17 protein-coding genes are annotated in these 18493 nt (G+C 71.7%); all 17 read right to left on the bottom strand.

What is annotated here, in order from left to right:
• Nucleotides 1-224: 224 nt before the first annotated feature.
• Entirely contained in the window at nucleotides 225-1145 is a 921-nt protein-coding gene (locus VGR37_00970; protein ID HEV2145966.1) for a transglutaminase domain-containing protein, read from the bottom strand.
• Between the two features lie 335 nt (nucleotides 1146-1480).
• Complete coding sequence (locus VGR37_00975; GenBank protein ID HEV2145967.1) at nucleotides 1481-2500, bottom strand: class I SAM-dependent methyltransferase; 1020 nt, start codon at nucleotides 2498-2500, stop codon at nucleotides 1481-1483.
• A gap of 84 nt (nucleotides 2501-2584) precedes the next feature.
• Nucleotides 2585-3964, bottom strand: coding sequence for a polysaccharide biosynthesis C-terminal domain-containing protein (locus VGR37_00980; protein HEV2145968.1), 1380 nt, complete (start codon nucleotides 3962-3964; stop codon nucleotides 2585-2587).
• Between the two features lie 19 nt (nucleotides 3965-3983).
• Complete coding sequence (locus tag VGR37_00985; protein ID HEV2145969.1) at nucleotides 3984-4715, bottom strand: class I SAM-dependent methyltransferase; 732 nt, start codon at nucleotides 4713-4715, stop codon at nucleotides 3984-3986.
• Between the two features lie 22 nt (nucleotides 4716-4737).
• A complete protein-coding gene (locus VGR37_00990; protein HEV2145970.1) occupies nucleotides 4738-6189 on the bottom strand; it encodes a hypothetical protein in 1452 nt (483 codons plus the stop codon).
• 3 nt (nucleotides 6190-6192) lie between these two features.
• Nucleotides 6193-6762, bottom strand: coding sequence for a GNAT family N-acetyltransferase (locus VGR37_00995; protein HEV2145971.1), 570 nt, complete (start codon nucleotides 6760-6762; stop codon nucleotides 6193-6195).
• Nucleotides 6759-7877: a hypothetical protein gene (locus VGR37_01000; protein HEV2145972.1), complete on the bottom strand. Its 1119-nt coding sequence runs from the start codon at nucleotides 7875-7877 to the stop codon at nucleotides 6759-6761. The genes VGR37_00995 and VGR37_01000 overlap by 4 nt, the downstream gene beginning before the upstream one ends.
• Complete coding sequence (locus VGR37_01005) at nucleotides 7877-8896, bottom strand: Gfo/Idh/MocA family oxidoreductase (GenBank protein HEV2145973.1); 1020 nt, start codon at nucleotides 8894-8896, stop codon at nucleotides 7877-7879. Before VGR37_01005 ends, VGR37_01000 begins: the two co-directional genes overlap by 1 nt.
• A complete protein-coding gene (locus tag VGR37_01010; protein ID HEV2145974.1) occupies nucleotides 8893-9879 on the bottom strand; it encodes a methyltransferase domain-containing protein in 987 nt (328 codons plus the stop codon). Before VGR37_01010 ends, VGR37_01005 begins: the two co-directional genes overlap by 4 nt.
• A gap of 44 nt (nucleotides 9880-9923) precedes the next feature.
• Complete coding sequence (locus VGR37_01015) at nucleotides 9924-10880, bottom strand: hypothetical protein (GenBank protein ID HEV2145975.1); 957 nt, start codon at nucleotides 10878-10880, stop codon at nucleotides 9924-9926.
• Nucleotides 10881-11017: 137 nt separating this feature from the next.
• Complete coding sequence (locus tag VGR37_01020) at nucleotides 11018-11758, bottom strand: glycosyltransferase family protein (GenBank protein ID HEV2145976.1); 741 nt, start codon at nucleotides 11756-11758, stop codon at nucleotides 11018-11020.
• Nucleotides 11759-11762: 4 nt separating this feature from the next.
• Entirely contained in the window at nucleotides 11763-13043 is a 1281-nt protein-coding gene (locus tag VGR37_01025) for a DegT/DnrJ/EryC1/StrS family aminotransferase (GenBank protein ID HEV2145977.1), read from the bottom strand.
• 1 nt (nucleotide 13044) lies between these two features.
• Nucleotides 13045-13590: a GNAT family protein gene (locus tag VGR37_01030; GenBank protein HEV2145978.1), complete on the bottom strand. Its 546-nt coding sequence runs from the start codon at nucleotides 13588-13590 to the stop codon at nucleotides 13045-13047.
• A gap of 4 nt (nucleotides 13591-13594) precedes the next feature.
• Nucleotides 13595-14359, bottom strand: a complete 765-nt coding sequence (locus VGR37_01035) for an imidazole glycerol phosphate synthase cyclase subunit (protein ID HEV2145979.1) — start codon at nucleotides 14357-14359, stop codon at nucleotides 13595-13597.
• Complete coding sequence (hisH, locus tag VGR37_01040; GenBank protein ID HEV2145980.1) at nucleotides 14353-14982, bottom strand: imidazole glycerol phosphate synthase subunit HisH; 630 nt, start codon at nucleotides 14980-14982, stop codon at nucleotides 14353-14355. Before hisH ends, VGR37_01035 begins: the two co-directional genes overlap by 7 nt.
• Entirely contained in the window at nucleotides 14979-16208 is a 1230-nt protein-coding gene (locus VGR37_01045; GenBank protein ID HEV2145981.1) for an N-acetyl sugar amidotransferase, read from the bottom strand. Before VGR37_01045 ends, hisH begins: the two co-directional genes overlap by 4 nt.
• A 49-nt stretch (nucleotides 16209-16257) precedes the next feature.
• Nucleotides 16258-18318, bottom strand: a complete 2061-nt coding sequence (locus VGR37_01050; GenBank protein ID HEV2145982.1) for an aminotransferase class III-fold pyridoxal phosphate-dependent enzyme — start codon at nucleotides 18316-18318, stop codon at nucleotides 16258-16260.
• Nucleotides 18319-18493 lie beyond the last annotated feature (175 nt).

Genomic DNA, 18493 nt, shown 5'->3' on the forward strand with positions numbered 1-18493 from the left:
GTCCAGCGCCGGACAGCGCTCCTCCCCGGCCCGCGGATCCGCGAGCACCACCCGTCCGTCTGATGTCTGCTTTCCCACTCCCACCCTGTACTCTGCGTGCAGCCCTGGCGCTCGGGGACGCGCCGCCCCGGCGGCTCGCCGGCCCGCGCGCGTAGGTCCCAAACCGTGAATGATAGCACCTTTCCGCGATGCCGAACAACCCTCGGCGGGCGCCCGGACGCGGCTCAGCGGAGCGTGCCCGGCCCGGCGGACGCGGCTCCGCCCGGGGATGCGGCGAGCTGCTCCGCGCTGATCCGCAGGCGGTAGTACGCCCGGGGAAGCCAGCCCCGGCTTCCATCGTAAAGCGCCAGGTTCTGTGAAAGGAGGTTGGCGGGGTGGTGCCGGGGGAGCCGGTGCACCCGCTTGAAGTCCGAGCGGAGGAGGAAGGCCATGCTGTCGAACTTCCGCAGGTACGCCGCGAGCTCGAACGCGCGCGCCGGGTACTCTCCGCTCCCGTTCGGCACCGCGCGTATGGCGTCGGCCCGCCCGCTCGCGACGTACCGGTGCGCCTCCACCGCGCTCAGCGGGACCCCCGCCTCTCCCACGAGCATCCGGTTCTCGATGACATCCAGCACCGCCCACTTCCGCAAATCGCGCGAGTATACCTCCACGACCACGTGGTTGGCCTCCTCGGCCGCCCACAGGTACACCAGGCGCACGTCCAACCCGAGTCTCGGCGCCAGGCGCGCGTAGAGCCGGGCGAGGTCGTCGCAGAGGAAGGGCTCGCCGTCGAGGGCGCGCTGCAGGACCTCCGCGGTCGGTAGCGCGAAGTAGTCCTCGTGCGGCGGGCCGAAGGTGGCGCTCCGGGCCAGCCAGTCCGCCAGCGCCCGCGCCAGGTCCAGGTCCCGCGCAGGTGTCCGCTCCGCGAAGGCGGCGAGTGCCGGGACCGAGGGAAGCTCGGCGGCGGGAGGCGGCGGCACCGGTGCCTCCGGCGTCGGCATCGGCACGGACTGCGGGCCCAGCGCGTACGCCGCGACGATCAGCTCCGCGACCGCGCGCTTGGCCAGCACCTTCGCCGCGAACACCGGCGAGGAGTCCTCCACCTCCACCGGGGCGCCGGCGAGGTACACGGTCAACAGCGCGCTGAACGCCGCCCAGACCGCCACGAACCAGGGCCGGACGGTACACCACGCCCGGCGGTGCGGGAGCGGCCCCGCCGTTCCCGCGCCGACCGTCCCGCGACCGCCCGGGGAACGCCGCCGGACCACCCGCGACGCAGCCGGCCGGGAGGTCCACCGACGACCTGCTCTCTCCATCATTCGGACCACTCCGCGCCGAACCGCACGCTCAGCCCTCTGGTACCGTCCCGCATGTCTCCGGCACTGTTTCTGATTCCGTGGTGGAGCAGCCCCGCGGCGCACGACGCGGCGACTACATAGACGCACCCGGCCGGCGTTCCGTCACCCGGGAGGGGGACGGACCTTCCCGGCGCGCAGCCCGCCTACCTCCTGCGCGCGATCACGACGATGTTGTCACCGCGTTGCCCCTCGGCGAGCGGCAGCCGACTGTCCTCCGAGGCCGCGTAGCCGCGCGACGGCCGGACCGCCTCCACGCTCTCCCTTACCAGGCGCGGCAGGCGGGCATGGTCCACGGCGTCCACCACCGTGTCCCGCCCGCGGCGGAGCAGCCCCAGGACCCCTGCCCCCTCCAGGACGGCCCGCGCCAGCCGCCTCGCCCCGGACGTGGGCTCCGGCGGTTCCCCAGGGCCGGCGGGCGCGTTGCCGTATGAGAAGCTCGTCTCCACCGTGAAGCCGTGCTCGCCCAGCAGCCGCGACAGGTTCTCCACCGAGAAGAGAAAGACATGGAAGGGGTTGAACCCCTTCCAGCGCTCCCCCTGCCGCTCGATGTTGGCCGCCGCGCCGTTGGGCGTGTCAATCAGCACCACGCCGCCGGTCTCCACCAGCCGGGCCAGCGAGGCCACGAAGAGCCGCGGATCCAGGACGTGCTCGATGACGTCGATCGCCAGCACGAGCGGGTAGCTCCGCCCCCCGGCCTCCACGAACTCCTCCACTCGTCCGGTGAAGGTGGGAACGCCCAGCCGGTCCCGCGCGAAGTCCGCAGCGAAGGGGGAGAGCTCCACCCCCTGCACCGCCCAGCCGGCGCCCTGCATTACGGCCAGGAGGAAGCCCTTGGCGCTCCCGATCTCCAGGACCTCACGCCGGGGCACCATCCCCTCGGCCACGGCCACGGTGCGCTCCCACATCTCGCGGATGCGCAGGAACTCCCTGGCCGGGCGCTGGCGGAAGAAATAGTAGTTGGCCCCGTAAAGCCGCGCGATTCCCTCGTCCGCCAGGCGGGGGGAGTTGAAGAGCAGGCCGCAGCCGTCGCACAGCCGGAGGGCGAACGCTCCGGGATAGTCGTACAGCGGGTATTCCTTCTCGTGTACCAGCCGGCTCTCCGTTCCGCCGCAGATGCAGCAGGGACGGTTGGCCGGGACCTTCGCGTCGGCGCTGGACGCCATTTTCGGGTGGTGCGGAAGAGCGGCAGCGGGGACGATCCCGGCGGACGCCGGGGTCCCAGCTTCCGGGTGCAGCGAGCTGTCCTTCTAGCGGTCGAGGTCCGGTCCGAGCGGGGGAGCCGCCGCGCCCCGCCGCGAGCGCACGCGGCCGCGGATCCCGGCAAGCTGCCCGAAGGCGAAGTGCAGGACGGTCCGCACGTCCTCGGCGCGCACCAGCAGGTCGGACGCGCGCACGTGCGGACGGGCCACGTGCACGAAGACGGCCAGCTGCAGCACGGCGACCAGCACGGACGCCACCGAGAGCGCGCAGGCGGCGCCGGCCAGCCCGAACCTCGGGACGAGGAGGAGGGCGAGGGCCACCTGCACCACCAGTGGGACGATCGAGATCCGCAGCGCCAGCCCGGCCTTGCCGATTCCGACCAGGTACTGCGTGAACACCGTTGAGGCGCTGAACGCCACCACCCCGGGGAGGATGATCCAGAGTGGGACGACCGCCGGGAGGAAGTCGCGGCCGTACACCAGCTCCACGAGCGGGCGCACCGCCACGGCCATTCCTGTCCCGGCCACGAGCGTCGCCACCAGCATCACCCGGTACGCCCGCACGACCAGCTCGGCCAGGCTCGCGCCCTCCTCCATCCCTGCGATGCGAGGGAAGAGGAGAAGGTTCAGCGCCTCCGTGATCCGCTCCAGAAGCCGTCCCAGGTTCTGCGCCATCGCCAGGAAGCCGACGTTCGCCGGCGAGAGGTACAGCGCCACCACCGTGCTGGAGGAGTACGTGTGCAGGTGGCCCACGATGCCCGCGCCGTAGAGCGGAAGCGCCTGCTCCACCAGCGCCCTCCCCAGCCCCGGCGCGGAGCGCTCCCCGCCCGCCGGGCCCGCTCCCAGCGCCCGCATGGCGAAGAGGCAGGCGAGCGCGGTGGATGCCGTCCCGGCGAACACCACCCCGAGCAGCCCGAGCCGCGCGCCGAAGAGGAGGGTCACGCTGAGCACGGCGAAGGAGAGCGTCCGCAGCAGCACCGCCTGGTTGTACGCCCGCACGTCCTCGCGGAGGAGGAGGAGCTTGGTGTAGTTCAGCAACAGGAACTGAAACGGCACCTGGAGCGCCACCACCAGGATCGCGGGGCGCACGTCCCCCGCGGCCGCCCCGAAGAGCCAGTCCGAGAGCGGCCCCAGCGCCGCAGCGACCAGCGCGACCACGCCCAAGCCGGAGCCCAGCGCGATCCGGTTCAGCATCGTCCGCACCGGCCCGACGCCGTACCGCCCCGAGCCGATCAGGTACACCCCCGCCGCGTCCACCTTCAGCCGCACGAAGGCCTCGGCGTAGGTGGGGATCAGCTGCAGGATCGCCCACAGGCCGTAGCTGGTGGGCCCCAGCTGGCGCGCGACGATCACCCCCGTCGCCAGGTTGGCGACGAAGAGGAAGGCGTCCTGCCGGAGCAGGGCGAAGGACTTCTTCGCGAGGCTCATCCCCGCTTCCGCGCTCCGGTCACCCGCCCGCCCGGCGAAATGAGAACACGTACTTGTCGCGGAACGCCATGGGCTCGTGGAACAGCTCACACCCCGCCATGGCGTCCCGGTAGAACTCCAGCGTGCGCGTCTTCTCGAAGAAGAGCTTGGAGCGCCGGGAAAGCTCGTCGGTGACGATGAAGAAGCCCCCGGGCTTCAGGTTGGGGACGACGTTCTCCCGCAGGCAGAAGACGAGCTTGTCGTCGTTCACGATGCGCTGGGAGACGTCGATCATGTAGGCCAGGTCGCACCCCGGCCGCTCGATCCGCTCCTGCCCGGCGTCGCGCCGGACCAGCTTCCCGCCGAAGCCCTCCAGCCGCCGCAGGATCCCCGGCACGGTCTCGTCGGTGATGTCCACGCCCAGGTAGTCGCGGAACCCCAGCCGGTGGACGATCTCCGTGTAGTACCCGGTGCCGAACCCGATTTCCAGCACCCTGGGCTCCTCCGGGAGCCGGAAGTCCGCGACCATGCTCTCGAAGATCCGCCGAGCGCTCTCGTACTGCCGGCGGTTCTCCTCGTCGTCCAGCCCCTGGTTGGCGGAGCTGAACAGTCGCTCCGCGCCGGACGAGCGGTAGTGCGACTGCCAGTAGCGCGCCGCGTCGTAGTCGTCGGTAGTGCTGGAGTAGCGCGCCGCCTCCCGGGCGTCCTGGAAGCGGTACGCGAGGTGGAGGATGCCGGGGGGAATCACGTAGTCCCGCAGGAATCGCATCATGCTCTCGCTATGCCCAGGATGGTCAAAGGCACGTGTTCAGCACGCGCATGAAATCCTCCACGTAGTCGTCCCGCGGATAGTCCCATTCGGCGACCAGGCGGCGCCCGGCCTCGCGGGCCCCCTCCAGGTCCTCGAGCACCTCGCCGACCCTGCGGACCAGGTCGGGGAGCGAATACGCGATGGGCATCCCCGACCTCCTCACGCGGTTGATGTCCGCGTCCAGGAACACGTCCGCCCTGCGCCGGACCAGGGTGCCGGTGTCGTCCGCGCAGTTCGAAACCACGCCCCGGCCCAGGTAGTACGCGTCCAGGCACATGGAGGTGAGGTACGACATCACCAGCACGTCCACCGAGAGGAGCTGCCCCACGTACTCGGCCAGCTCGGCCGCGACCTCGCCGCGCGTGTGCCCGGCGATGCCGATGCAGGCGGCCTGGGGGAACTGGATCTCCACCAGCGGGTCGGCGCCGTACCGGTCGAGCAGGGCACGGTGCTCCTCGTCCCCCTCGGTGATGGGACGGTAGATCAGCCGCGCGGGGCCGAAGGTCCCCGCGCGGATCGCGTCGAGCACGGCGTCCACCGCGGCGAACTCGCTCTCGCGCGGGAAGTAGAGCGAGCTGTGCCCCGCGTACATGATCACCCGCGGCGATCCGGGGGCACGGCGCGCGCCGGCCCCGCTCTCCTCCAGCGCGGCCCGGATGCGGTCGATGTTCCGGAACCAGAGCGACCCCAGCGGGTGGACCCGCTCCGGGGGGACCCCGTGCAGCTCCGTGGCGCACCGCGTCTCCCACGGCCCCTGCGCCAGGATCCGGTCGAACCGGGAGAGCAGATAGCCGTTGATGGTGAGCTGGTCGGTGGTGTACGGGAGGAGCAGGGTGCGAAAGCCGAACTTCCGGGCGCAGTACGAGAGGAAGCGCTCCTGCTCCCCGAACGACGCCACCTGAACGACCGCCACCGAGTCGTAGCCGGCCGCGATGCGGCCGATCTCCTCCGCGTCGTGCACCAGCGGGGCGGCCAGCCGGTCGGCGAACCGCCAGGCGTGCCGGAAGTACCCCAGGTAGCCCAGGAGCGTCATCGCCGTCCGGGCGCCGAGCCCCCGCTGGCGGTCGCCGTCGCCCCTGCCGAAGACCGTGTCGCGCCCCCTCCAATAGTACTCCAGCCCCGCGTTGCGGAAGCGGAAGTAGAACCCCTGGAAGCGCAGCAGCTCGGACGCCCCGTAGAGCGCCGCCGGGACCCGCCGACGGTAGACTCTCTCGCCCCGGAAGCGGTAGAACCGCGTGTTGGGCCCGCCGAACTCCCGCTGGAACGTGTCGTCGCCCGCGGAAGGGCTCACGACCAGGACGTCGTGCTCCCTGCGCAGGCGCTCGAATACAGCGGAGGAGAGCAGCACGCGCGTGGTCCGGGTGAACGGCACCGACACCACGACCAGGCTGCGCTTCCCACCGCGGGGTGATTCCGTGCTCTGGCTCTTTGGCAACGTCTATATCGCATCGGGCCGGGCGCGGGGCCACGCCCCGGGCTCCACCGGCTTCCATTCATCCGCGAAAAGGGCGGCGTGGACCACGTCCACCTCACGCCCCTCGAACAGGCTCTGCCGCACGCGGCGTCCGTCGGGCACCATCCCGGCGCGCTGCATGACCACCAGCATGGGGCGGTTCACCTCCAGGGTGCCAGCGGTGACCTTGCGCATCCCCCCGGCGCGTAGGAGGTGGTCGCAGACGGCGATCCACGCCTCCGTCCCGAACCCCGCCCCCCAGGCGCCCCGCTCCCCCACCAGGATCCCCACGTCCGCCACCCGGTGCTCCTCGGCGACGTACGCGTTCACGTTGCCGATGTGGCCGAGCGCGGGGTCGCGCGCCACGATGGCCCAGAAGTGGTGCGGCGTCCCGCGGAACGACTCCATGTACGCCCGGCACGATTCCAGGGTGTGCGCGCGCTGCCGCTGATCACTGTACCGCACCACCTCCGGGTCGTTCAGCCAGCCCACGTAGCGCTCCGTCAGGTGCTCGTCCGTGAAGGGCTCGATCCGGAGCCGGGGGGTCTCGATCATCTGCTCCCTCCGCGGGTCTCCCGCAGCCGGTCCATGACGAGCCGCCGGACGCGCTCCAGCGAGCCGCCCGGCGCAGCCCCGCCGCCCCCCGCGGACGCCCCGCCCGCGGACAGCAGCCGGGGCAGGGCCCGGCGCAGCTCTTCCCGCGAGCCCACGCAGGGGGTGCCTCCGTAGCGCACGCTGGGGAGCCACTCCCGCTCCACCTCCCGCGGGACGACCGACAGGGTGGGCACTCCCAGGATCTCCGCTTCCAGCAGGAGCATGCTCGTCATCCCCACCACCAGGTCGGCGGCGTAGGCCAGCTCCAGCGGCGACCCGCCGGCGCTCACGCGGTCGACCTCGGCGGCGTATGCGGCGAACTCCTGCGGCGTGTTCTTGGGGTGCAGCCGGAGCACCACGTACGGCCGCGGCCGCAGCTCGGCGGCCGAGTCCAGCAGCTCCTCCAGCACGACCCGCGTCCTGCCGGTGCTCGCGCCGCGCCCCTGGAGCGTGTACGCCGCGGACTTCCGGTACTGCGCCGGGTCAAGCCCGGTGGAGACCTCCGCCACGAACACCACCACCGGACGCTCCGCCGCCTCGGGGAGGACCCGCGCCCGCACGGCCTGGCGCCCCTCGCGTGCGAGCTCGGCGGCGAGCGCGCGTACCCAGTCGTACTGGGGGTGCCCGCACACCACCGTCCGCGCGGGGTCGGCGCCCAGCTCCACGAACGCCCCGCGCGTCCACTCGTCCGGGACGGCCAGCCAGTCGGGCGCGTGGGCGAGCGGGTGCTCCGCGCGCCCGCGGAAGCGGTGCTCGGCGTTGGAGAAGGCGTCCACCAGCCCCAGCGTGGGGATGCCGCGGGCGCGCGCGGCGTCCACCAGCGCGAGGCCCAGTGTGTCCGCGTCCTCCGAGGTGCCGACCACCACCAGCCGGGGCCGGGTGCGACCGAGCAGCGCATCCGCCTCCACGTCCGCGGGGACCGGCTCCGCCGGAACCCCCCGCTCGCGGAGGTACCCATCCGCAGTCCCCCGCACCAGCAGCCGCGCGCCGACCCCGGCAGCCGCGAGCGCGGCCGGGAGGTCGGCCGCGTAGTTCGCCGCTCCAGGGTCCTCGACGTACACCAGCACCTCGTTCATCAGCCGATCCGCACCGGCGCCCCACCGCGGGCCGAGGAGTCGAGCACCGCCTGCACGACCCGCGCGGTCCGCAGCGCCGACTCCCCGGGGCTGCACAGTGGCGTCCCGCGGCGAAGCGCCTCCGCCAGGTCGTCATAGAGCGCGTAAAAGGCGTGCCCCACCGTGGACGGGACCTCCACCGGGCAATCCGAGTCCACCTCCCGCTCCCCCTGCATCCCCCGGTTCTCCCGCCGAGGGTACCACCGAATCTTCAGACCCTCCTGAAGGACGGACAATCTACCCGATTCTCCCCAGATATCCACCCCGTTCTCGCGGAAGTGCGCGAAACGGAGCGGCTGCACCGACACTCCCGCCCCCGAGGCGAGGGCCAGGTGGAAGGGGAGGTTGACGTCGTCCCGGATGGGACCCTCCCGGTACGGCGCCACGCCCGCCGCCGCCTGCACCTCCGTCACCTCGCCCAGCAGCATGCGCACGAAGTCCACGACGTGCGTGCCGTTGTTGAGGAGGCCGTTCCCGTAGAGCGCGAAGGCCGCCTGGACCGCGCCGATCCGCTCTCCGAGGGTGAGAGCGAGCTCCCGGAATGCGGCGTCAGCGCGGCGCCAGAGCGCCACCTGGACCGGGATGCCGCGCGCGCGGCACCAGGCGAGGAACGACTCGCCCTCCTCCAGCGTGCGGCCCAGCGGCTTCTCCACCAGGACGGCACGCACGTCCGGCAGCTGCTCCAGGATCTCCAGCCGCGACTCCGGGGGGGTGGCGAGCACCACCACCTCCGGGCGGTACGCGTCGGCGACCTCCCCCACCTCCGCGGCCACGAGGGGCACGCCCCACCGCTCGCACGCCGCCCGCCGCGCCTCGGGAGCGAGGTCGACGGCGCCCCCCCACTCGAACGCCGGATGGCGGGCCAGCACCTGGGCGTGGGTGGCGAACGGGTAGTGGCGCGCCATCACCGGATCGTCGGCGTAGCCCAGGCCGATCTTCCCCAATCCCACGACCACCGTCCGCAGCGGAGCAGCGGTCACGGCTTCACGACGCGGAAAATGGTGGCGGCGTACATCTCTCCCGGGCCAGAGGGCGCCTCCTCCTGCCAGTAGACGTGCCTCACGTGTCCGGCGAACAGCGCCAGCAGCTCCCGCAGCCCGCCGCGCAGCTCCGAGCCCTCCGGGATCAGCCCGCTGTGCGTCCCGAAGGTGGAGCCGATCACGATCAGGCCGCCGTCGCGCGTGACGCGCACCGCTTCCGCGCAGGTGCGGCGGATGTCCGGACTGTAGCGGATCACGGCCGAGCTGTAGTACACGTCGAACGAGTCGTCCGGGAACTCCAGGTCGTTCATGTCCATGAGGTGGATGCGCGGGCTGTAGCTGAACAGGTCCACGGCCGCCACGTTCTCCGGGCGGAAACCGTAGAGCCAGAACAGCATCACCTCCGCCTCGTTGCGCGGCCCCACGCACAGGACCCGGGCGTCGGCCGGGCGGAAGCCATGCACGGCCCGCAGGACCTGGATCAGGCTCTCCGTCCGGCTCCGGTGCCCCTCCAGGAAGCTCAGCACCTGGCTGCGGTTGTGCTGGAAGCCGGAGACGTTCGAGTTGGTCCGCTCCCGCACGACCGAGCCGGCCCCCAGGCGATTCCGCAGGTAGAGCAGGCGGGCGCGGGTGCGGAACCAGAGCGCGAAGGGGACGGGCCGGAGCCGGAGGTAGTCCCAGAGCGCCGGCACATGCCGGGACGCGGGCACGTACCCGCCGCCCACGGAGGCCAGGTAGCGCACCAGGCGTCGCGGCGTGAGCACCCGGGCCTTCCCCGCGACGGCCCGGCCGTGCGCGGCGAAGGCCTCCGGTCCCAGCCGCTCACGAAGGGCGGAGTCGAACGCTCGGCGTGAGCCGAACTCCACATCCACAAGCTCCTCCAGCCGGGAGAGCACCGCGTCCGGGACACCGTCGGCGCGGAGGTCGGCCATTGCGGACGCGTTCACCTTGTAGCTCCCGAGCCGTCGCGCGGCCCTCATCATCGCGCCGTCCCTCCGCGGCGCAGGCAGGTCGCCCACACCAACGCCTACGCTCCCTTCATGGCAAGGATCTCCCGGTCCTCCGGGATCCGGTCGAACAGCTCGCCCCGCTCCGCGTACGGCTCGTTCGTGGGGGCGATGAGCAGCTGCACGATGTCCCGATGGGAGCCCGGCCGCGGAACGCCGGCCGCGTGCAGGCACTCCTGCACGTTGCACAGCATGCTCGCCCCGGCGTCGCCCTCCAGGATCCGGAGGCGGTGCGGATCGAGGAGCCGCTCCTTGATCGACCGGCTCAGCATGTTGCGCCGGAAGTACCCGGGGGAGCGGACGATCTCCCGGGTGCTCGCCTTGTCATGGAAGCGGAAGGCGCCCGTGTCGCGGTTCACCCCGTCGTTGAAGTACACGAAGAGCCGCAGCCCCGTCACCGGGAAGGCGTCGCAGTGGAAGGTGTTGGAGAAGACGTCGTCGGTGACGGACACGTTCGGCACGTGGTGGTTCCGCCAAGCGCGCACCCCCTCGATCCGGAAGTACGTGCCGTAGTACGCGAGCAGCGTCTGCTCCAGCTCCTCCGTGAGCAGGTGCCGGAGCTCCGGGATCCCGGCCACGGGGTCCAGGATGAACCGGGTGGCCCCGGTGGAGGTGGAGGCGGAGCGCTCCGGGTCCTCCATGAGCTCGGCGTAGCGGGCGCGCATCGTGTCGAAGTGCGGACCCTGGTAGCGGCGCTCGATCAGCAGGTAGCCGCTCTCCCGCAGGAACCGGGCGGACGAGGCGTACGGCTCGCCGGGGACCGCGTTGCCGTGGCGAGCGAACTCGGCCCGGAAGGCGCGCAGCTCGCGCATGGGCTCCCGGTTGTTGCGGAAGCCCGCGGCGTTCCCGTAGATGAGCCGTGGCACGATCGCCTGGACGCCGCCCAGGTACGTGGTGACGCGGTTGGAGATCCCCCTGCGGATCCGCTCCGGTGAGAACCTGCCGGGGGCGAGCTGCGAGCTGGAGGTGGCGTTCATCGTGTCCTGTAGGTAGAAGTGTCCGCGTGGGCGCTCCGGAACGGCCGGAGCGGGTCGTCTGTCGGGGGGGGTGCCGGCCCCGTACTCCCGGGCCGGCCTGAGTCTGACACGAGCCGTCCGCGCCCGCGGCGGCGCCCCTACCGGACCGACTTTTCCTCGCAGTGGCGGTTGATCTCCACCAGCCAAGGCTCGGCGCGCAGCAGCGCCATGATCTCCTCGATCCCGAAGGCGTCGCCGTGCTCCGGCTCCAGGCGCGCGTAGACCTCGCGGATGAAGCGGAGGTCCTCGGGATAGTCCAGCTGGAAGCGGTAGCCGGGCGCGTGCCAGCGCCGCGGGGCGAAGAGCTGAAACGCGCGGTAGCGCTCCGGGTGCTCGTAAAAGTACAGCGAGACGTGCTCCCGCACCGCCGGGTCGTCCACCGTGCGCTCCACCTCCTCCAGGTCGCGCAGGCGGAACACCTGCACGTCCATCCCCATCGGAAACGAGAGGTCGCGCACGTTGTGCACGACGTCGCACTCGTTGCCCAGGAAGGTGCGCACCCCCATGTCCACCAGCTCGGGGTCCAGCAGGGTGCAGTCGCCCGTCACCTCCACCACGACCTCCGAGCTCATCTTCCGCTGCGCCTCCACCACCCGGAGGAGCACGTCGTCCTCGCTGCCACGGTGCACCGCGATCCCCTCGGCGCGAGCCCACGCCTCCAGCTCGTCGTCGGCGGGGGAGGTGGAGGTGGCCAGGACCACGTCGTCCAGCATCTCGCTCCGGCGCAGCCGCCGTGCCAGGCGTCCCAGAGCCGGGACGCCGCCCACGTCCATCAGCACCTTCCCCGGGAGCCGGGACGAGCCCATCCGCGCCTCGATGGAGGCCACGACCCGCGGCATGCGCTCAGGCTCCCGCCGGCGCGAGCCCGGCGAGCGCCTCCCGGTTCGCGTGCACCTTGCGGATCGCCTCGCCGAGCCGCTCCGCGGTGGACGCGTCCACGTCGTAGGCGCAGGTCTCGAACATGAGCAGCTCCCGCCGGTGCAATCGCTCGGCCACGGGGCAGAGCCCCTCGGGGTAGGTGCCGCCGGCGAGCACTCGCCCGAAGACCCCCGAGTCCTCCGCGCGCCGCTGGAAGAGCGGTAGGAGGTACAGCGGCCGCACGTACCCCACCCCGTGGGGGAACCCCTCCGCCGCCAGCGCCCGGCTGAAGGCCTCGCGCGGGACTCCGGCCGCCTCCTCGTCCAGGCGCAGGGCCCAGACGTAGTACGCGTGATCGCACCCCGTGCGGACCCGCGGGGGGATGAGCCCCTCCAGGCCCTCCGTCATCGCCGTGAGCGTCTCGGCCAGGCGAACGCGCGGGCCGACGTGCTCCTCGATGCGGCGGAGCTGCTCCAGCCCCACCGCGGCGCTCAGCTCGGTCAGCCGGTAGTTGAAGCCGAGCAGGTTGGTGATGTCCTCGACCCCGTACGCCTCCACCACGTTCTCCGCGTGGTTGCGGATCATCTGCATCCGCAGCGCGAGGTCGTCGTCGTCCGTCACGCACATCCCGCCCTCGCCGGTGTGGATGTGCTTGTGGTAGTTGAGGCTGAACACGCCGACGTCGCCCACGGTCCCCGCAGGGCGGCCGTCCTCGGCCGCGAGCGGCCCCTGCGCGTTGTCCTCCACCAGCCGGATGCCGTGCTCGTCCGCCAGCGCCCGGAGGCGGGCCAGCGGCGCGGGGTGGCCGAACAGGTTGACGGCCAGGATGGCACGGGTGCGCGGCGTGATGGCCCGGCGCACGGCGTCCACGTCCAGGCAGAAGGTCTCCGGCTCCACGTCCGCGAAGACGGGGACCCCGCCGTAGACCAGCGGTGCCATGGCCGTGGCCGACATGGTGAGCGGCGGGACGATCACCTCGTCGCCCGGGCGGATCCCGATGGCGCCCATGGCTGCGCACAGGCCCGAGGTGGCCGAGTTCACCGACACGGTGTGCCGCACCCCGAAGCGCTCGCTCCAGGCCCGCTCGAACTCCTTCACGCGCGGGCCGCCAAGGAACTGCTCCCCGGGGCTCCCGTAGAACCCCGAGAGGCAGTCGGACTCCACCACGCGCCTCACCGCCTCCGCCTCCGCCGCGCCCATGGTGCGGTAGGGCCGCAGAGGGTGCGGGAGGATGGGCTCGCCGCCCAGGATCGCCAGCTCCGGCATGTCAGCTCCCCTCGCTCCCCGGGCGCACCCGCCCCAGGAGGATCTGGTCCACGTATTCGCCGTCCGAGTAGAACTGCTCGCGACGGACCCCCTCCACCTCGAATCCCGCCCGCTGGAACGCGCGCGCCGAGCCGGCATTGCCGCCGTAGCACGAGGCCGTGACCTTGTGCAGGTTCAGCGTGCCGAACGCGTACGCCGTCACCAGCGAAATCGCCTCGGTGGCGTACCCCTTCCCCCAGCAGTCCTTCTCCCCGATCAGCAGGCCGACGTCCCCGGTCCGGTGGATCCAGTCGATCGGGCCCAGCTTGATGTTGCCGACGTGCCGGTCGCCGTCGTGCAGGACGATGGCCAGGAACACGTTGGCGCGGTCTGCCAGCTTCCCCGCCACGAACTCGCGCAGCCCCTCCAGCGACTGCGGGTAGAAGCGGCTCTCCAGGTACCGCGTGACCTCGGGGTCGTTCATCCAGGCGTAGTACGCCTCGCCCACGTCGGAGGGACGCACCTCGCGCAGGTAGACGCGCTCGCCGGTGACGAAGCGGCTCTTCATCGGGCTAGACCACCTTGAAGGGGATTCCGTAGTTGGTCAGGAACGCCTTGGCGCGGATCGGGTTGTTGTCCCCGAAGTTGAACAGGCTCCCGCAGGCGAGGGCGCTCGCCCCGGCCTCCAGGAACCCCTCCTTCAGGTGATTGTAGTGCCCCGCCCCGCCGCACCCGATCACCGGGGCCGGCGAGCGCTCCACCACCCGGCGGATGAGCTCCAGGTCGTATCCCTCCATCGTCCCGTCGCGGTCGATGGAGTTGACCAGGATCTCCCCCGCCCCGTGCTCCACCACGCGCTCCACGTGCTCGTCCAGCCCCACCTCCTCGCGGCGCCGGCCGCAGTCGGAGTACGGCACGTACCTGCCGCTCTCCGCGTTCCGGCGCACGTCGATCCCGACCACCACCGCCTGCGCGCCGAACCGGTCCGCGATACCCCGCAGCACGTCCGGGTCGCGGTAGACGGCGGAGTTCACCACAACCTTGTCGGCCCCCGCGCGGATCAGCCGCGAGGCGTCGTCCACGGAGCGGATCCCCCCGCCCAGGGCCAGCGGCATGAACACCTCCTCGGAGACCCGCTCCAGGAGGCGCAGCATGGGCGCGACGGAGCGGTCCTCCCGGTCGATGTTGAGGAAGACCAGCTCATCCGCGTTCTGCGCGTTGTACACTTTCGACGAGGCGACCGGGTCGCCCACGTCGCGGTACGCGCCGAACCGCACCGTCTTCACCAGGCGCCCGCCCACCAGGAGCTGGATGGGGATGATCCGCCGCTTCAGCACCGGCCGTCCCAGGCGCAGAAGTTGTCGATCAGCTTCAGACCGTTGGCCTGGCTCTTCTCCGGGTGGAACTGGAAGCCCACCACGTTGCCGCGTCCCACCCCGGAGGCGAACACCTGGCCGTACTCGGTGCTCCCCACCACGTCGTCCGCCGAGTCCGCCGCGAAGCGGTACGAGTGCACGAAGTAGAAGTCCACCCCGTCGCGGATGCCGCGGACGACGGGATGCTCCCGCTGCAGCTCCATGGAGTTCCACCCCACGTGCGGGATGGCCGGGACCAGGTCCGGGCGCAGCCGCTCCACGTGGCCGGGGACCAGGTCCAGACCCGGGGTCGGGTCGCCCTCCTCGCCGCTGGACGCCAGGAGCTGCATCCCCAGGCAGAGGCCGAGCAGGGGCCGGCCCGTGGCCGCGTAGGCCGGCACCGCGTCCCGCAGCCCCCTCTCCTCCATCCGCCGCATGGCGGTGTGGAACGCCCCCACGCCGGGGATCACCAGGTGCGTCAGGTCGTCCAGGGCATCCGGCGAATCGACCAGCTCGGGGTCCCAGCCCAGGCTGTACACCGCGTTGGAGACGGAGCGCAGGTTGCCCATCTCCAGGTTGAGGATCCCGATCCGCGGCGCCGTCATCTCTCCCGGTACCAGGCGTCGAAGTCCGGGAGCTTCTCGCCCGGCTCCATGGACGCGAAGTCCGGCTCGAAGGGCGGCACCACCGTCTTGAGCACGATGGCGTTGAACTCGTCCTCGGTGAGCCCCACGTACTCCAGGAAGAGGTCGAGCGACGGGGGCCGCTTCCCCTCGTGCTCGGCGATCAGCCGCTCCGCCTCGTCCTTGGAGATGCGCCCGTTCCGGAGGTCGAGCGCCGTCATCTGCGTGACCCGGCTGTAGCCGCGCTTGAGGTACTTGATGTAGTCGCGCACCCCCTGCATCCAGCACTCGATCTTCTCGTACGGGTACCGATCGAAGGGCATGTTCTCCACGCGGTCGCCCTGCCACCCAAGCTCGCGCCGGATCAGCTCCACGTTCTGCTTCACGTCCCAGGGGATGAACGAGCCCAGGCAGACGGAGCGGTAGCGGAGCCGCCGCAGGTCGCGGACGGACGGGTAGGTGAACGGGGTGAGGTCGCGCGGGTCCAGCGCGAAGTCGCCGGAGATCATCCCGGCCATGTCCTCGGCGGTGATCCCCAGGTTGACGAACCGGTTAAAGCGGGTCTCGTCCACCTCCTCGATCTGGTCGTCCTTGTAGTCGTAGTACGCGGTGTACTCCGACGATGGCTCGCCCCAGAAGATGAGCGGGGTGTTGTACTTCAGGGCCACGTGCATGGGATAGGAGAAGATCCCCGTGTGGCAGTGCCAGCAGAAGTCCCCCTTGCGGATCAGCGCCTCCAGCATCACCCGCTTCACCACCTTCCAGTTGGGGGTGAAGGAGATCACGTCCACGCCCAGCTCGCGGAAGGTGCGCTCGTTGTTCTCTCGCAGCCCCGGCCGCATGAAGCCGTGGTTGAACTGCACCACCAGAGGCTTGATCCCGTACTCCTTGACCAGGTAGTACAGGGTGTAGGTGGAGTCTTTCCCGCCCGAGAAGGGGACGATGCAGTCGTACTCGTGCCTGCCGCGGTACTCGGCGATCAGCGCGTCGAGCTGGCGCCTGCGGTCGGCCCAGTCGATCCGGGCATCCTTGTATTCCTTCTGCCGGCAGATGTTGCAGACGCCGGCCGAGTCGAACTCGATGGTCTCGTACGTCTCGGGCAGGCCGCAGCGGGTGCAGCGCACCAGCCGCAGCACCGGGAGCGGGAGCCTGCGCTCGGCAAACCCCGCAGTCGCCCCGCCGTTCTCCGCTTCGGTCCCCTTGTACACGTCACACACTCCTTGAGAGATGCCGCCCGGACGGAATGTCGCTCCGCGCTCACCCGCGCGCGCGGAACGCCGGCGCCGGGACCGGCCCGTCCAGGTGCATGGACAGATCGGCGCCCTGCGCCACCAGCGAGCCCACGCGGCGGAACGCCGCGGCGTAGGCGCGGAGCACGTGCTCCACCGCCGCGTAGTCCAGCGCGGCGCAGACGTTGTGCGTCGCCAGCACCAGCACGCCCCGCCGGACCACCTCCTGCGACCATAGCGTCTTCAGGACCGGGTCGTCCACGCCGTTCTCGTCCAGGAAGCGGAAGAGCGTCCAGGCCGGGTGCCCGTGCGTGCGGAAGCGCTCCGCCAGGCCGGCCTCCGCGGCCAGCGCGTGCATCCCGTCGGCCAGCCTGCGGCCGGCGGCCTGCAGCCGGTCCAGCGCGTCGGTGTGCTCCAGCTGGTCGAGCACCGCCACCGCGGCGGCCATGGAGGCGGCGTCGCCCGCGAAGGTGAAGGAGACGAACACCTCGTCGAACACGGCCATCACGTCGCGCCGGCCCGCGATGCAGGAGATGGGGTACCCGTTCCCCATCGCCTTGCCGAAGGTGGCGAGGTCGGGGGTGACCCCGAACATCGTCTGCGCCCCACCCAGCCCCATGTGGAAGCCGGTGCAGATCTCGTCGAAGATCAGCAGGGCGCCGTGCCTGCGGGCCAGCTCCTTGACCCCCTCCAGGTACCCCGGCGCCGGCTCGTAGAAGTTGAACGGCTCCATGATCACCGCGGCGAACTCGCCGGGGTGCGCCGAGAGGACCCGGTCCAGCGCCTCCACGTCGTTGTAGGCGAACGGGTGCGCCAGCTCCCGCACCGCGGCCGGGACCCCCGCCGTGCGGGACGTGGTGCCGATGAACCAGTCCTGCCAGCCGTGGTAGCCGCAGGTAGCCACCCGCTCGCGCCCGGTGAAGGCGCGCGCCGCCCGCACGGCGCCGGCCGTGGCGTCCGAGCCGTTCTTGCCGAAGCGCACCATCTCCGCGCAAGGGATGATGCGGACCAGCCGCTCCGCGAGCTCGACCTCCAGCGGGTGGGCCAGGGAGAAGGAGTGGCCGCGCTGCGCCTGCTCGTACGCCGCTCGATCCACCTCCGGGTGCGCGTACCCCAGGATGTTCGGAAGGAGCCCCTGGATCAGGTCCACGTACTCGTTGCCGTCCACGTCCCACACCCGCGCACCCTTCCCCCGCTCCAGGAACACCGGGGAAACGCCGCGGACGTGCTGCCGCCAGCTCTTGGAGTAGGTCTGCGCCCCACCGGGAATGACCTGCGCGCTGCGGCGCAGCAGCTCCTCGCTGCGCCCCAGCCGGAGCGCGGGCGCCGCGTCGGCGGGCGCCGCCTCGAAGAGCGACTTGTAGTACCCGCGGTTGGGGATGTCCGCGTCCTCACGCGCACCGACCTCCAGCGCAGCCTTCATGATCATCTCGTAGCTGTGGGGCTGGGCCCCGGATTCGTCCAGTCTGGCCCACACCCGGCGCACGTACTCCAGGTCGGCCGGCTCGTCCACGGTCCAGCGCATTCCCTCGCCCCCCAGCCCGTCGCCGTGCAGGTGGAAGTGCCTGCGGACATGGTCGGAGCGGCGCAGCCAGGGAGTGACGTGCTCCCGGTCCGGCCCGGGCTCGGCCTCCCGCAGGGCGCGCTCCAGCGACTCGCGGGTGAACACCTCGACGTCCAGCCCGTCGGGGCGGGTGTAGGGCTCCAGGTTGGACGCGTAGTCCGCGCCCGACGCGTGGAACGCCTCCACCACATCGTCCACCGTGTCCGGCGTGTGCAGGGGGCAGTCGCCGGTGAGGCGCACCACCACCTCGGCATCCTGGCTCGCGGCGGCTCCCGCAAAGCGGGCGAGCACGTCGTCCAGGTCGCCGCGATGCACCGGGACGCCCGCCGCCTGCAGGTGCGCCGCCAGAGCGTCGTCGCTCGGGTGGTCCGAGGTGGCGACCACCACCTGGTCCAGCGTGCGCGCGCCGCGGAGCTGTCGGACGAGCCGCTCCAGCATGGTGACGCCCCCGACCGGCGCCAGCACCTTCCCCGGGAGACGCGACGACGAGGTGCGCGCCTGGATCACAGCGACCGTTCTGGGCATTCCGTTCTGCTCGTCTTCCGTTCAGGGCGCCGCGAGGCCCGTCACCAGCGGCGCGGGTCCAGCACCCGCGGCTCGATCGTCTCCGGGGCGGAGGCGCGGGCCGCGCGCGCGAACGCCTCCACCCGCAGGGGCTCCACCGCCAGCGCGCGCGAGACGGGCGCCAGCTGCTCCGGGG

The sequence above is a fragment of the Longimicrobiaceae bacterium genome (assembly GCA_035936415.1).
In the GTDB taxonomy this organism is placed as follows: domain Bacteria; phylum Gemmatimonadota; class Gemmatimonadetes; order Longimicrobiales; family Longimicrobiaceae; genus JAFAYN01.